Raw genomic sequence first — 14704 nt, 5'->3', positions numbered from 1 at the left:
AGGTTTTATGTTGATTTATTAATTTTTTAATATGTGAATATGGATTTAATATTAATTAAAATCAAAGAAACGTAGTTATTTTAAGTTTTTAAATAAAAAATCAGGCCCTTAAGACCTGATCTATTTGATATGTGATTGTAATTGTTGTGAGATTACCATCCGCCGGAAGCACCGCCACCGCCGAAACTTCCACCGCCACCGAAGCCGCCAAAGCCTCCGCCACCACCGCCGGAACTTCCACCTCCGAAGCCACCGCCACCAAAACTGCCTGGGAATGGGAAGAACCCGCCAGGATAATTTCTGCGTCCTCTTCGCGTGATGATAACATCATCATCGTCGTCATAATTACCACGACCACCGCCACCGCCTCCTCGGTTCCCGAAGAGAATAGCAATGATGATAAAAATAACAAAGGCGATAATAAGAACCTTAAGAGCACTGCCATCACCGGAAGGTGCTGTTGTAGGAGCAGGTTTAAATTTGCCCTGAACAGCTTCCATAATAGCTGAGGTACCACGGTTGATCCCTTCATACCAAAGGCCCTTTTTGAAGTTAGGGGTAACAATATAGTCCAGAATCTGTCCTGCAACAGATGCAGTAAGATATTGTTCCACAGCCCGTCCCTGTTGGATAGACATTGTGTGATCTTCAGTCGCGATCAGGAAGACCACTCCATTATCCACTCCTTTTTTACCGATTTTCCATTGTTCACCAAACATCGTTGCTAGAAAGTTGACATCTTCACCTTTGGTAGACTTAATGATCACCACCTCAATTTCTGTGGAAGTGGAATCGGCAAATTTGATGAGCTTATTATTAAGTTCATCTTTTTCCTGCTGGGATAAAATCCCGGCTTCATCAAAAACAGGATATAAAATTGCTGGTTTTTGAGGAATAGTGTATTGTGCTGATACAAAAGTGTAAAAGCAGATCAGTAAAAATGAAAATACTATTTTAAGAGAATGTAATTTCATTCGGAAGTTGGTTTGGATTTTCTCCTTCAACAGGAAAATATTTTTTAAGTTCAATGCCGGTTTCCAAAATAGCACTTTTCAATGCCTGATAATAATTTCCTTTGGCAAATTCAGAAGTAATATAGTCATGAAGATGATCCCAATAGGATTGATGAACCTTCTCATGAATACCTATGTCACCAATAATGGTAAGGTATTTCTGTTCGAAATTAACATGAAAAAGCACAGCGTTCCTGTCGGTAGTTTTATCCATACACAGTTCGGTGAAAACTTTAAATGCTGTTTTAGCATCACGGTTTTCCGTATTAGAGTCAATATGTACCCTAATTTCCCCTGTAGAATGGTCTTCTGCTGACTGAATCGCTTCCACAAGGGAAGCGATCTGTTGATTTGTAAGGAAATTACCCATTATTATTTGAATACTTCAGGGGCTTTCTGAGCTCCTGCATCAGCTTTGAAATAAGGTTTTTCTTTAAAGTTGGTGAAATTCGCCAAAATATTATTCGGGAAAGTCTTGATAGAAGTGTTATAATCCTTTGCAGCATCATTATAATAAACAGTTTCTGTTCTGATACTGTTTTCAATAGCGGTATACTCTCTTTGGAAATTGATATACTGCTGATCTGCTTTTAAGTTAGGATAAGACTCTACCACAGCCATTAATCTACTTAATGCACCGGATAACTCACCCTGTGCAGCCTGGAACTTAGCAAGATCGGCTTCTGTCATATTGGTAGGATCAATGTTGATAGAAGTTGCTTTAGAACGAGCTTCTACTACTTGCGTTAAGGTTTCCTGTTCAAATTTTGAATACGATTTTACGGTTCTTTCCAGGTTAGGAATAAGATTCGCTCTTTTTTGATATACGGTCTCTACATTAGACCATTTTGCATTAACATTTTGTTCTTTGTTGACAAAGCTGTTATATCCGCTTTTTCCCCAAAAGAATAGAACTGCAACAATAATAAGGAGGGCAATACCAATAGTTCCGGCGCCCAGACATCCTTTATTTTTCATAGTTTATTTTTTTTTAATTTTTTGTGCTAATCAAATATACAAATTATGTGCTAATTTTGTAGAAAATTATATTTGAATGACAACAATAGTGGTGGCAATGGGAGAGAAAAACGAGATTGGTTTTGAAAACCAGTTGCTTTGGCATCTTCCGAAAGATTTAAAACATTTTAAAGACCTTACTTCCGGGCATCCGATTATTATGGGAAGAAAAACGTATGAGAGTATTGGAAAACCACTTCCTAACCGTACCAATATTGTTGTTTCAAGAAAGAAAGATTGGTTTGAAGAAGGAATTCTTATTGTGGGAAGCCTTAAAGAAGCCATCAAGTTTGCTAAAAAAATTGATGAGGAAGTTTTCGTTATCGGTGGCGGAAACATCTATGAACAAACAATGGATATTGTGGATAAACTTGAGGTTACGCTGGTAAAAGCTGATCTGGAAGCAGATACATTCTTCCCGAAAATTGATGAGAAAATCTGGAAAAAAACAAATGAAATCTGCCATGAAAAAGACGAAAAAAATGGTTGTGATTTCTGTTTCCAAACGTTTGAAAGAATCAAAAAAGAAGCTTAGAAGTCAATAGTCAATTTTTGCTTCGCAAAGTGAATCGTGAATTACTGATGATTATCAACAATTAATCAGTATAGTGAATTCACCATTCACCATTGACTTTTTGAACTTTAACCTTTAAATTTATTATCTTTGCACTTCTAAAATTTAATAATGAATAAGAACATTAAAATTGCAGTAGCAGCACTTCTTATCCTTCTGGGACTTTATATGATGATTTTCACAAGAAATCTTGGATGGGGGATTGTTGTTTTTCTTTTAGCAGCTATTCCAATTGCGCTTTACTTTAAAAATGAGTATATCCTTTTGGCATTCTGGCAGTTGAGAAAACAAAATATGGAGAAAGCTGCAGAATGGTTAACAAAAATTACAGACTATAAAGGACAACTTCATAAAACTCAATACGGATATTTCCACTATTTATTAGGGTTAACACAAGCTCAGGATCATCCGACAAAAGTGGAGCCTTTAATGAAAAAAGCTTTGGAATATGGTTTGAATATGAAGCATGACAGAGCAATGGCAACTTTAAATCTTGCAGCAGCGGCTATTTCCAAAGGAAGAAAGCAGGAAGGTCAGAAGTTACTGGATGAAGCTAAAAGATTAGACAGTGCAGGAATGATGACAGATCAAATCAAAATGATGAAAGATCAGTTGAAAATGCCAACTATGCAGAAGCATATGCACAATCCTAATATGAGAAATAGAGGGAAGTTCTTCTAAGAAAAAAAACTTATATCAAATATAAAAGTCCTGAATTTTCAGGACTTTTTGTTTTTTAAAGGAGCGGGTTCTTCAATTTGTAGGAAAGTGTCATTCGGGTATATTTTTTTTTCTGACTGGATTTAAGGTATCTATTTTTTCAAACTGATCTCTGAGATTACTTGCGTAAAAGCGCTTTCTTTGATTTTTATAAGTGACAGATACAAGTGCCCAGTCATCATTTTTATCAATCGTATCCGTTTTCTTTAAATATTTAAAATAATTTTCAAAAGATGAAGGATCATCGGCTTTGATCTTATACATCATTTTAGCTAACTTTTGTTGTCTATCAGAAGGATCTTCTCTTGAATACTTTTCTACGAATAACGTATCATTTTGCTTTGTAAAAGTATATTCTTCAAATGCAAAATATGTACAGGCCGGGAAATTCGTTTTTATTTTCACTGTATCTCCATTCTCCATTTTTTCTGAAAACTGATAAAGATCCTTATCAAGATCAAATGTGTGTTCCTTTTTACAGGATAATAAAGAGAATATCAGAATAATGAAAGAGAGTTTTTTCATAGTATTACATTTCAGAAGTCTGATCATAGCCATAAAATTTAGGCATCTGCCAATGGTATTTCACGGCAAGGGTTCTGATGCCTACAATCAATAAGATGGTAAAGATCTGGATGAAAGTATAGGATAACGGAGTATACTTTGTCATCAGTAAAAATGCTGCTCCACCTACAATACATGCTGTAGCATAGATTTCTTTTCGGAAAATCAAAGGAATTCTGTTCAGTAATATATCCCTGATAATTCCTCCAAAACAGCCTGTAATAGTTCCCAATCCAATGCAGATTAAGGGATGGATCCCAACATTTAATCCTTTCTGAATTCCGATAATGGTAAACAGTCCTAGTCCAAAGCTGTCGAAGATAAATAAGGTGACCTTAAAGTTTTTTTCAAGGGATTTGAATACCATGGAGACAACGCTGGTAATAATAATCAGAGCACACATCAGAAGATCATGCATCCAGAATACGGGAATATCCAGCAAAAGATCTCTTACAGTTCCTCCACCTACAGAAGTCACAAAAGCAATAATAAGAACGCCAAAAGGATCCAGCCGTTTCTGCATCGCTGCAAAACTTCCTGACATGGAAAACGCGATGGTTCCCAATACTTCTATGGCAAAATTGAACTGTTCGTGCATATATTATGATGAGTAATGAATAATGAGCAATGAGTAATAAAAATTATGCCACTTAAATTTGGGACAATTTAAACTTATATCTGGTCATAACTTTTACAAGCTCTTCATATTCTGATTTTAAATGTAGAATTTTTTCTGGACTTATGTATTCTAGTTCTTCAATAATTTCAAGCCAAAGTTGTGTTTCATCAATTTCTTCAACTGCAATGCAGATTTTAGCAAATTTTTCTTTTTCAGACCTAGCTCTTGAAACGGCTCTATAATTAGCAGCCACTGAAGTTGAAGACCTGATGATTTGCTTTCTTATTATTGAAAGATCGTCAGAATACGGTAATACAGAAAGTGCTCTAATGATAGCAATAGAAAATTTTTTAGTTCTTTCACGGAAAATCTGATTAAAATCCATATTGTTAGAATTACCTATTGCTCATTACTTATTACTCATTATATCTACCTTTCAACCCTAACGGAGTCGGGAACCATCAGTTCGTATTCGCCGCCGTGGGTAATGATTTCCCTTACAATGCTGCTGCTGATGAATGATTTTCCGGAAGAAGTTAATAGGAATACAGTTTCCAGTTTTTTGTGAGCTAATGTTCTGTTGGTGTGAGCGATTGCTTTTTCGAATTCAAAATCGGCAGGATTTCTCAACCCTCTGATGATGTATTGAGCATTCTTTTCAAAGCAGTAATCTACTGTTAAGCCTTCAAATGAATCTACCTCTACATTCGGGAATTCTGCTACAGAGTTTTGAATGAATTCCATTCTTTTTTCAAGAGGAAACATATATTTCTTCTGGGAATTCTGTCCGATGGCAATAATTAATTTGTCAAATAGCGGAGCCGCTCTTTCTATAATATCGTAATGTCCTAAAGTGATAGGGTCGAAAGACCCTGGGAAAACAGCAATTTTCATGTTGTATGAGTTATGATTTTGAGTGATCAACCAGAGGTCAGCCTTAAAACTAACCTTTGGTTTTTAACTTCTACTATCTATTTTCTTTTACTTAAAGCTTTTTCAACTTCATTTCCACAAAGATCCATAATGGAAATTCCATAATGCTTTGCCTGTTGAGGAAGGATACTTGCAGGAGAGAATCCCGGGTTGGTATTCATTTCAAGCATATAAGGAATACCGTCCATTAGAATGAATTCACTTCTTGAGAATCCGCTCATTCCAAGCGAATTGTACGCTCTTTTCGCAATTTCTTCAACTCTTTTTGTGGTTTCTTCGTCAATTCTTGCAGGAGTAATTTCTTCAGATGCTCCTTCATATTTAGCTTCATAATCGAAAAACTCATTGGTAGGAACAATTTCTGTAATCCCTAAAACGATGGTTTCTCCTTTAAAATCGATAACTCCTACAGAAACCTCCATTCCGTTTAAGAAACTTTCGATCAGGATTTCGTCATCTTCTTTGAAGGCAATTTCTGTAGCTGTGATCAGCTCAGATTTTTCTTTTACTTTAGAGATTCCCAGTGAAGAACCGGATTGGTTAGGTTTTACAAAAAGTGGAAGATTCAGCTCTTCTACAATTTGATCCACATTGATGTTTTCTCCTTTTCTTAGATAAATGCTTTTCGCTGATGGAATTCCATATTTTGATAGTACGGCAAGTGTATCTTTTTTGTTGAAGGTAAGGGCACTCTGGTAAAAATCACATCCAGTGTATTTTTGACCTATGGCATCCCAATACGCCTGCAAAATACCATTTTCACCCGGTGTTCCGTGAATGATATTGAAACATGCGTCAAATTTTAATATTTCCCCATTATCTAAGGTAACAGAAAAATCTCCTCTATTGATAGGGAGTTTTTTATCATTTTCTCCTAAAAAATACCATTCATCTTTAAGAATTACTACTTTATATACATCATATAGATTTCTATCTAAGGAATCATAGATCAATTGTCCGCTTTTTAAGGATACAACATATTCATCAGAATAGCCTCCCATTACTACGGCAACACTTTTTTTATTCATAACCATATAGTATCAATTAAGGCAAATTTAAACATTTTATGCAATGCAATACGGGAAATCGGGAAATTTTCAAATCAAAAATGAATTGTGTTAAATAAAAAGTCCATTCTAAAATTATTAGCTATATTTGCGGTTATAATTAAAGTATTTTTAAGTATGCTTAAATCACTTTTCAATTGGAAAGTTTTAGTCAATTTAGTAGTGGCAATCGGTGTTTTCGTAGGGCTTGTATGGCTTACGTTCCGCTGGTTAGAGTACCATACTAATCACGGTCAGGAAATTCCTGTTCCTAATGTTGTTAATAAATCTGTACACGATGCTGTTAAAATATTAGATGATACAGGTTTGGAATATGAAGTAGACAGTGCCAATTATGACCCTAAATACAGACCATTTCAGGTTTTACAAATCTATCCTGCTCCGGGCTCCCGTGTGAAGGATGGAAGAACAGTACGTCTTAAAGTGAATCCTAGAACATGGGCTCAGATTGCTGTTCCGGATGTTATCAATAAATATTCAGGACTGGCATTCCAGAGATTGGATCAGGTTGGGCTGAAAATTGGAGATACCATTTATGAGCCAAGTATTCAGAAAGATGCTCTATTAAGAATTTTATATAAAGGAAACGCGGTAAACCCAGGTGCCCGTCTTCCTAGATTCTCTGTCATTGATGTTGTAGTAGGATCAGGACCAATGAGAAATATTTCAATTCCTAATGTAGTAGGACTTTCCGTAAAAGAAGCAAGAGCAGTCATTACGAAAAGTATGTTTGAAGTAGGATTGGTAGAGCATGAAGATGGAGGTAAGGATGAATCTGATATTATCTATTATCAGGATCCTGCTTCAGGAGATGTTCGTGACCAGGGAATGCAGATTGACCTCTGGGCAAGTAAGAGAACCCCAGCAGAGCTGAGAGCAAAAGTGGAACAGTTGAATTCTATTTATCGAATGAAAGTAGATACTTCTCTGCCGCCAGTACGATATGAGGAAGTTCATAATGAACCTAGCTATGAAGCTCCTGTAGTGCCTGCACCTGCACCTAGGAGAGAAACTCCAAAGACAGAAGCTCCTAAAACAGAGACTCCAAAGCCTCAGGCTGCAACTCCGAAACCAACAAGTACAGGAACAGAGAAGCCGAAAGCTTCTACCAGTACTCCAGCCACAGGAACTTCAGCCAAACCAGCTGCCTCCACTACTACACAGCAGCCTGCTCAAAAGCCGAAAGCTAAGAAAGTAGTCGTAGAATAACTACAGATTAAAAATAAAAATATAGGCTTCAACTGCAAAATGTTGAAGCCTTTTGTGTAAAAAAAATAAATACAATGTCAGAAGATAACGAAGATTTTTTAGACGAAGAATTGTTGGATTCCAACAGTATTGATAACATCGATATTGATGAGGAAAACAAAGGGTTATATGAGCATCTTAATATCACTGTTGATCCCGGACAGGAGCCATTAAGAATCGATAAATTTCTTTTAATACACCGCCAGAACTCTTCAAGAAATAAAATTTCTCAGACCTGTAGGGCTGGAAACGTTATAGTCAACGGGACTGCAGTAAAACAGAATTACCGTGTAAAGCCCGGAGATCAAATCTCAATACTGCTAACCCGCCCGCCAAGAGAAAATGTGATTATTCCACAGGATATTCCTATTAATATAGTGTATGAAGATGAAGATCTGGTAGTCGTAGATAAAGAGCCAGGTATGGTAGTACATCCGGGACATGGAAATTGGGATGGAACTTTGGTTAATGCTCTGGCGTTTCATTTTGAGAAAAATGGCGCAAAATCTGATCTTGACAGGGTAGGCCTTGTTCACAGGATTGATAAAGATACTTCCGGACTTCTGGTAATTGCTAAAAATGAATACGCATTAAGTTTTCTGGCAAAGCAGTTCTTTAACAGAACGACTAAGAGGTTGTACTGGGCTTTTGTCTGGGGAAATCCTCAGGAAGAAGAGGGTACCATCAGAGGGCACATCGGAAGGCATCCTAAAAACAGAATGCAGATGTCTGTTTACGAAGATGGAAGTCAGGGGAAACATGCTGTTACCCATTATAAAGTCTTAGAGAGATTCAAATATATGACTTGGGTGGAATGTAAACTTGAAACGGGAAGAACGCATCAGATCAGAGCACACTTCAAACATATCGGGCATACATTGTTCAATGATGAGCGTTATGAAGGCCATACGCCTTTAAGAGGAGTGAATCTTCCAAAGTACAAGCAATTTATTAAAAATGTTTTTGAAATTCTTCCGAGACATGCACTGCATGCGCATACCTTGGGATTTATACACCCAACAACAAAAAAGGAATTATATTTTGAAAGTCCAATGCCTAAAGATATGGAGGATGCTGTAAAAAAATGGAGAATTTATTTAGAAAACTAAAAATATATTGAGATTTTTTTTATATTTGTTGAATTGAAATCAAGATTTGTTATGAGAAAACTATATGCTATCGTATGTTTAGCTCTTTTGTCAAATGCATACAAAGCACAAGAATCACTACCATATTATCAACAGTACCTTTTGGATGGTGATTTCCTGTTCAACCCGGCTCAGTACGGTAAAACAGACTACGTACAGCTCAATGCCATTTATCAAAAGCAATTTTCAAAATTCAGCGAATCCCCAAATGTACAATCTGTGGGAATTAATGCAAACATTTTCGATAGAGTAGGTGCCGGTCTTACCGTATTCAGAGACAGTAATGGAGCTGAATCTGCAGGAGGAGTTACAGCAGGTGCTTCATATTTTATTCCTCTAAGTAGTGAAGGAGACAGAAAAGATCAGTTCTCATTCGGTACAAGTGTTAGTTTGTACAACAGAAATTTTGATTATACTAAAATCAATGTGGAAGAGCAGGGAGATCCTTTAGTAAAAGGTGACCAGCAGAATATCTTTATGGCGTATGCTAACTTCGGTTTGGCTGCTACTTATAGAAACCTTTTTGGAGGTGTTTCCGTAAATGATATTGCATTAGGAAATGATAAACCTATCGTAAACGGATGGGAACCTTCTCCAATTAAATTTTTCTTAAACTTAGGATATAACTGGCATATTGCAGATAACATCATGTTAACTCCTGCTGCCATGATTAACCTAAACACGAACTCAACAAGAGTAATGGACTATAACCTTATGGCTACTTTCAATAATGAGGTGAATGCATTCTCTGTAGGGGTAAGTTATAGAGCTGCTCAGAACAGATTTGACAGCCAGCAATTGGAAATTGCTCCGGTTGTTAAAGTAAGACTCAACAAAATTATGATTGGAGCTACTTATAACCTTGGTTTGTCTGATATTCAAACGTATGGAGGAAACAGCTTCATGATCGGACTTGGTTATAACTTCGATAACTTTATTAATGTTCGAGGATATAGATATTAATCAATTTAATTTAAATAAATTTGAGCTCTGAATTTTTTCAGAGCTTTTTTTATGATATATATTCACATTCCGTTCTGTAAGCAAAAATGCAGTTATTGTAATTTTCATTTTTCAACATCTCTTAATTTTAAAGATGAAATGCTTCGTGCGATGAAAACTGAAATTCAGCTTAGAAAAGATGAGTTACAGAACCCGAATTTAAAATCTCTGTATTTTGGAGGTGGTACGCCATCTATTCTTTCAGTGGATGAGATTAATTCCTTAATTGACGAGGTTTTACGCTATTTCAGTTTTGAAAAAGATATTGAGATTACATTGGAAGCTAATCCGGATGATCTGGATAAGAATTTCTTAAAGCAGCTGGCGGGAACACCTGTTAATCGCTTGTCAATTGGAACACAAAGCTTCTTTGAAGAAGATCTTAAACTAATGAATCGGGCACATACTGCTTCAGAAGCAGAAGGATCGATCAAACGGGCTCAGGATTTTGGATTTGAAAATCTGAGTATAGACCTAATTTATGGTTCACCTACCTCTAATCTGGAGATCTGGAAAGAGAATTTACATAAAACCATTGCTCTGGAAGTACCTCATATCTCCTCTTATGCTCTAACCGTTGAGCCTAAAACAGCTCTTGATAACTGGATAGCAAAAGGGAAAGTTAAAAGTCCAAAAGAAGAAGAACAGAACAAAGAGTTCTATTACCTGTCTGACTTTTTAAAGGATCATGGTTTTGAACATTATGAAGTTTCAAACTTTGCAAAACCTGGTTTCTATTCCAGACATAACTCGTCCTATTGGAAGTATCAGGAATATTTAGGGATAGGCCCTTCTGCACATTCTTACAACGGATTTGATGTAAGAAGCTGGAATATAGCTAATAATCAACAATACATTAAAAAGCTTAGTACAAAACTCTTGGCTAAAGAAGTGGAAATTCTTTCGAAAGAAGATCAGTTTAATGAAATGATTATGATTGGGTTGAGAACCATCTGGGGAGTAGATCTGAAAAGCTTAAAAGAAAAATTTGATGAACGTTTTCTTGAACATTTCCAGGACGAGATCAAACAAAAAATTGAGGAAGACATTTTAATCATAGAAAATGACCATTTGAAAATTCCAGAAAAACATTGGTTTATGGCCGATGGAATTGCTTCAGATTTATTTATAGTATGAAATGGAAAGAATGCATAGACTTCGCTCAGCATGACATGACCTAATAATGTTGTATTAATTACAAGGTAATACAACGTAAATTCATTAATTTTGTATAAAATTTCAGTTCATTTGAAAACTAAGAAACAAGATTACTCGCATCTTTCCCCTAACCAGCCTATCGGTATTTTTGATAGCGGAGTAGGAGGTCTTACTGTAGCCAAAGAAATCAAAAGGCTTTTGCCTAATGAAGATCTTATTTATTTTGGAGATACCAAACATCTTCCTTATGGCGAAAAGTCAAAAGAAGCGATTATAGAATATTCTACAAAGATTACTAACTTTCTGCTGGAGCAGAATTGTAAAGCCATTGTAATTGCCTGTAATACGGCTACAGCAAATGCTTTGAATGAAGTAATGCAACTGGTTGCCGGAAAGGTCCCTGTTATAGATGTTATTAATCCTGTAGCAGAAAAAGTGGCTTATGAGATCCATAATAATGTAGGAGTGATTGCTACCAAAGCTACTGTAAACTCCGGATTGTATAAGAAGAGTATCAGAAAACATAATAAGTGGATTAAGGTTGACGAATTGGCCACTCCATTATTAGTTCCGGCTATTGAAGAAGGTTTTAAAAATCATCCAATTACCCATGCCATTATTTACAATTATCTGAGCAATAATAAGCTGAAGAATATTGAAACATTAATTTTAGGCTGTACACACTACCCTCTGTTAATTGATGAAATTAAGCAGTATTATGGGAATAGAGTCAGAGTCATTGATTCTCCTAATATCGTAGCGAATCATCTGAAGATTATCCTTGATAAATATAACCTTCTGAATGACAATAATACTAAACCGAATTATCATTTCTACCTTTCGGATATTACCAAAAATTTTGAGAAGATCTCTAAGAAGTTCTTCGGTAAAACCATAGATTTAGAACTTAAAGTATTATAAATAAAAAGTCTGCCTCATTAGAAGCAGACTTTTTTCTTTCTCTTGTCATTGCGAGCGAAGCGAAGCAATCTCAATATTGTGTTATGTTGGGAAATGCTAAGCTGCAAGGATTTTATCTTCTTTACAATTTTATTCTTGATATATTTCTCGCAGATTTCGCGAATCATGCAGATTTTCGTCCGACCTGCTTAATCTACATAATCAGAGAGTTTTTACTTTCCCACAGATCTCACAGATTTGCACAGATGCTTGTGACTATTTGTGTGAAAGTTCGTGTCCCTCTGAAAATAAATCTGTGGAATTGGTATGTAAAAACTATGCTTCCAGGATTACTTTCTCAGCTTTTAATCTTGTTTTTGGATTAAATTTAGGCTGATTGGCATCCGTATCCAATTTTTCCCCAATAGCAACGGCAAACAGAGTTTCATATTTATCGTTTTTCAGGATTTCATCATAGAGTTCAGGTTCTATTCCTTCCATAGGTGTTGAATCTATTCCCATGTCTGCACATGCAGAAAGAAGTACTCCCAGTGATAAATAAACCTGGTGACCTAACCAAGATTTAACAAAAGCGTCCCCTTTAGGTTTTACTCTGGTTCTGTAATAATTGACAGCGCCCTCAGGCAGGTTTTCCTCAATTTGTTTCTCAAAATCTTCTGGGTTTTTAAGGACCTGGAAAATAATCAGATGGCTGCAGTCTATTACTTTTTCTCTATTGATAAAAGAAACTTCTGCCAATTGCGATTTAAGGTCACCTCGATTTACAAAAATAAAATTCCATGGCTGGCTGTTAATGGAAGAAGGGCTCAGATTCAGGATTTCTTTCAGTTGAGAGATTTTTTCTTCACTGATATTGCCTTGTGGGTTATACTTTTTTACAGTATACCTTGTTTTCATTTTGTTTAAAAAGTTCATAATTTTATACTATCATTTTTATAGTTACAAAATTAATTTAAGTTTATTAACTTTGCAATAACGGTTAAAAATGATAGTATAAAAAATGTATATAATAGATAACAAATCTTACCCTTGCTGTACAAGTGTAACCATGCGTTTCATAGGCGGAAAATGGAAAGCTGTAATTTTACACCATCTTATCCATGGAGCCAAGAGATATAATGAATTGAGAAAAGATATTCCGACAATTACAGAAAGAACATTGAGTCTTCAGCTTAAGCAATTAGAGGAAGATAACATCATTGATAGAAAAGTATATACAGAGAAACCACCTTTGATGGTAGAATATACTTTAACAGAATTTGGAAAGACTTTATTGCCAGTTCTGGAAGCTATTACGCGATGGGGAATAAATGCTCCCGGTAATTCAAAAAAATAATCAAGAACTAAAGTTCCTGATTATTTTCTTTATTCGGATCAAAAAACTGAAACTTACGTTTCCGTATTTTCTGGTGTCTACTAAATTAGGATGTTCCAGTTTCATACGGCTTTGGTGTTCTACGATAAGAACTCCGTTTTCTTTCAGGAACTTATTATTCAGGACTAAAGAAATCAGTTCATAGTATTTTTTCTCTTCCATTTCAAAAGGAGCATCAGAAAAAACGATTTCGAAAGATTTTTTATTTCTGAATTTCTTCAGCCAGTCAAATACATCACCTCTCTGTACGTTGATCTGAAGAGCCATATCAAGTTCAGATGCTGTAGTATTAATGAATGCCGTGTGCTTTGGATTCATTTCTACAGAAGTTACATCCTGACATCCTCTGGAAGCAAATTCAAAGGTGATAGAACCAATTCCTGCGAAAAGATCCAATACAGAAATCGACTGCATATCGTATTTATTTTCCAAAATACTGAATAAGGCTTCTTTCGCAAAATCAGTGGTAGGCCTTACATCAAAGTTTTTTGGGGCGGCAATTTTTTTGGCTTTCCATTTGCCTGATATTATTCTGAACATATTATATTAGGGTTTAGGTAATAGATTATAGTTGGCAGGTGATGATGTTTGGATTATATTCCCTATTCCCTGCGGCTTGCAATCTAGTTAAGTATAAAATTCTTATTAGGAATATTGTCAAAAACGATCTTCAGGTTTTTTACAAACTTCTGAAGTTCGGAAATAAACGTCTCATTTTCCGTAGTTTCACCATAAGCGTAAAAGCTGGTCTCATTAATTCCGAAACCTATTTTGCTTAGCGTAAACATGATAAAATAAAGGAAATCAACTTCAGAATTTACATCCAGATTATTGTAAAGGATGATCTTCTTATTATCAATCGCAAAAAATTCGCACTGGTTGTGGTAAAGATTGATATGAATTTCTTTATTATTCTTATTGTGGATAGAGCTTAAAAACTTTTCCCCTGAAAAATTAAAATGTACCGGTATCGCCAGTTCTTTTATTTTCTTGTAATAATTCTTTGGAAAAGTATAATAAAACTGAATGTTGAATTTTTTGTTGATAGAAAGCATCAGTTCTTCTTTTTCTCTATCAGCCGGAGCATTGAAGGAGATCAGGTCGAATCCGGTATCATGGTCGGAAAAACCTTCCGGCATCAATGTAAAATGATTCAGAGCAGAAATCACCTGGATTTCATCAAAACGCTGTTTGATAAGAACCTCATCCAGCTTTTCCTCAATGAGGTTAGCGGGTGTTTCTTCAGTAACAAAATAAGATTTTTCTTCCAGAATGCTTTTGTTTTTCACAATCTGATAGATTAATCCGTCTTTGGTAAAAAGTAAATTAAGTACGTTCATATTTC

19 protein-coding genes are annotated in these 14704 nt (G+C 35.6%); 8 read left to right on the top strand and 11 right to left on the bottom strand.

Translation table 11 applies throughout. The annotated features are described in order from the left end of the window. Positions 1-152 precede the first annotated feature (152 nt). Genes H5J24_RS19540 through H5J24_RS19530 form a run of 3 tightly spaced genes read right to left on the bottom strand, consistent with a single transcriptional unit; the run spans position 153 to position 1991 of the window. Positions 153-974 carry a TPM domain-containing protein gene (locus tag H5J24_RS19540; protein WP_068940042.1) on the bottom strand — a complete coding sequence of 274 codons (822 nt, stop codon included), beginning with the start codon at positions 972-974 and terminating at the stop codon, positions 153-155. Then, entirely contained in the window at positions 955-1386 is a 432-nt protein-coding gene (locus tag H5J24_RS19535) for a TPM domain-containing protein (protein ID WP_068940041.1), read from the bottom strand. Before H5J24_RS19535 ends, H5J24_RS19540 begins: the two co-directional genes overlap by 20 nt. Then, positions 1386-1991 carry a LemA family protein gene (locus tag H5J24_RS19530; protein WP_068940039.1) on the bottom strand — a complete coding sequence of 202 codons (606 nt, stop codon included), beginning with the start codon at positions 1989-1991 and terminating at the stop codon, positions 1386-1388. The genes H5J24_RS19535 and H5J24_RS19530 overlap by 1 nt, the downstream gene beginning before the upstream one ends. Before the next feature lie 76 nt (positions 1992-2067). On the opposite strand from H5J24_RS19530, the gene H5J24_RS19525 reads away from it, so the two are divergent. Both H5J24_RS19525 and H5J24_RS19520 read left to right on the top strand, forming a co-directional pair. Then, positions 2068-2565, top strand: coding sequence for a dihydrofolate reductase (locus H5J24_RS19525; protein WP_068940037.1), 498 nt, complete (start codon positions 2068-2070; stop codon positions 2563-2565). A 150-nt stretch (positions 2566-2715) separates the two neighbouring features. Next, entirely contained in the window at positions 2716-3285 is a 570-nt protein-coding gene (locus H5J24_RS19520) for a hypothetical protein (protein ID WP_068940036.1), read from the top strand. Positions 3286-3375: 90 nt separating this feature from the next. On the opposite strand, the gene H5J24_RS19515 is transcribed toward H5J24_RS19520, so the two are convergent. The 5 genes from H5J24_RS19515 to H5J24_RS19495 form a co-directional block, all read right to left on the bottom strand. Further along, positions 3376-3747, bottom strand: coding sequence for a hypothetical protein (locus H5J24_RS19515; protein ID WP_232815795.1), 372 nt, complete (start codon positions 3745-3747; stop codon positions 3376-3378). A 106-nt stretch (positions 3748-3853) separates the two neighbouring features. Next, the gene (locus H5J24_RS19510) at positions 3854-4486 is read right to left on the bottom strand and encodes a trimeric intracellular cation channel family protein (RefSeq protein ID WP_068940032.1); all 633 of its coding nucleotides are present in this window, start codon (positions 4484-4486) and stop codon (positions 3854-3856) included. Positions 4487-4538: 52 nt separating this feature from the next. Further along, positions 4539-4892 (bottom strand): four helix bundle protein, encoded by a 354-nt coding sequence (locus H5J24_RS19505; RefSeq protein WP_068940030.1) that lies wholly within the window; start codon positions 4890-4892, stop codon positions 4539-4541. Between the two features lie 44 nt (positions 4893-4936). Further along, positions 4937-5401, bottom strand: coding sequence for a pantetheine-phosphate adenylyltransferase (coaD, locus tag H5J24_RS19500; protein WP_047098871.1), 465 nt, complete (start codon positions 5399-5401; stop codon positions 4937-4939). Positions 5402-5478: 77 nt separating this feature from the next. Continuing rightward, positions 5479-6468, bottom strand: a complete 990-nt coding sequence (locus H5J24_RS19495; RefSeq protein ID WP_068940164.1) for a D-alanine--D-alanine ligase — start codon at positions 6466-6468, stop codon at positions 5479-5481. Between the two features lie 156 nt (positions 6469-6624). Here H5J24_RS19495 and H5J24_RS19490 point away from each other — a divergent pair, with 156 nt between their 5' ends. From H5J24_RS19490 to murI, 5 genes are all read left to right on the top strand, one after another. Beyond that, entirely contained in the window at positions 6625-7716 is a 1092-nt protein-coding gene (locus tag H5J24_RS19490; RefSeq protein ID WP_068940027.1) for a PASTA domain-containing protein, read from the top strand. 74 nt (positions 7717-7790) lie between these two features. Then, positions 7791-8864, top strand: a complete 1074-nt coding sequence (locus H5J24_RS19485; RefSeq protein ID WP_185124648.1) for an RluA family pseudouridine synthase — start codon at positions 7791-7793, stop codon at positions 8862-8864. A gap of 51 nt (positions 8865-8915) precedes the next feature. After that, positions 8916-9866, top strand: a complete 951-nt coding sequence (locus H5J24_RS19480; RefSeq protein ID WP_068940025.1) for a PorP/SprF family type IX secretion system membrane protein — start codon at positions 8916-8918, stop codon at positions 9864-9866. Positions 9867-9917: 51 nt separating this feature from the next. Further along, positions 9918-11042, top strand: a complete 1125-nt coding sequence (gene hemW, locus H5J24_RS19475; protein WP_082810989.1) for a radical SAM family heme chaperone HemW — start codon at positions 9918-9920, stop codon at positions 11040-11042. Between the two features lie 111 nt (positions 11043-11153). Then, positions 11154-11984, top strand: coding sequence for a glutamate racemase (gene murI / locus H5J24_RS19470; RefSeq protein ID WP_068940022.1), 831 nt, complete (start codon positions 11154-11156; stop codon positions 11982-11984). Between the two features lie 315 nt (positions 11985-12299). On the opposite strand, the gene H5J24_RS19465 is transcribed toward murI, so the two are convergent. Then, positions 12300-12899: a nitroreductase family protein gene (locus tag H5J24_RS19465; RefSeq protein ID WP_068940020.1), complete on the bottom strand. Its 600-nt coding sequence runs from the start codon at positions 12897-12899 to the stop codon at positions 12300-12302. Between the two features lie 85 nt (positions 12900-12984). On the opposite strand from H5J24_RS19465, the gene H5J24_RS19460 reads away from it, so the two are divergent. Next, positions 12985-13320 carry a winged helix-turn-helix transcriptional regulator gene (locus H5J24_RS19460; protein WP_232815794.1) on the top strand — a complete coding sequence of 112 codons (336 nt, stop codon included), beginning with the start codon at positions 12985-12987 and terminating at the stop codon, positions 13318-13320. Here H5J24_RS19460 and H5J24_RS19455 read toward each other — a convergent pair whose 3' ends face one another. Together H5J24_RS19455 and H5J24_RS19450 are read right to left on the bottom strand one after the other, a co-directional pair. Beyond that, on the bottom strand, positions 13321-13899 hold the full coding sequence (locus H5J24_RS19455) for an RsmD family RNA methyltransferase (protein ID WP_232815793.1): 579 nt from the start codon (positions 13897-13899) through the stop codon (positions 13321-13323). It abuts the gene before it with no gap. Between the two features lie 83 nt (positions 13900-13982). After that, a complete protein-coding gene (locus H5J24_RS19450; protein WP_068940014.1) occupies positions 13983-14699 on the bottom strand; it encodes a DUF3822 family protein in 717 nt (238 codons plus the stop codon). Positions 14700-14704 lie beyond the last annotated feature (5 nt).

The organism is Chryseobacterium capnotolerans (assembly GCF_021278965.1).
Taxonomy (GTDB): Bacteria; Bacteroidota; Bacteroidia; order Flavobacteriales; family Weeksellaceae; genus Chryseobacterium; species Chryseobacterium capnotolerans.
The sequence above is the reverse complement of the archived record's forward strand: the minus strand, read 5'-3'. Positions and strand labels throughout refer to the sequence as shown.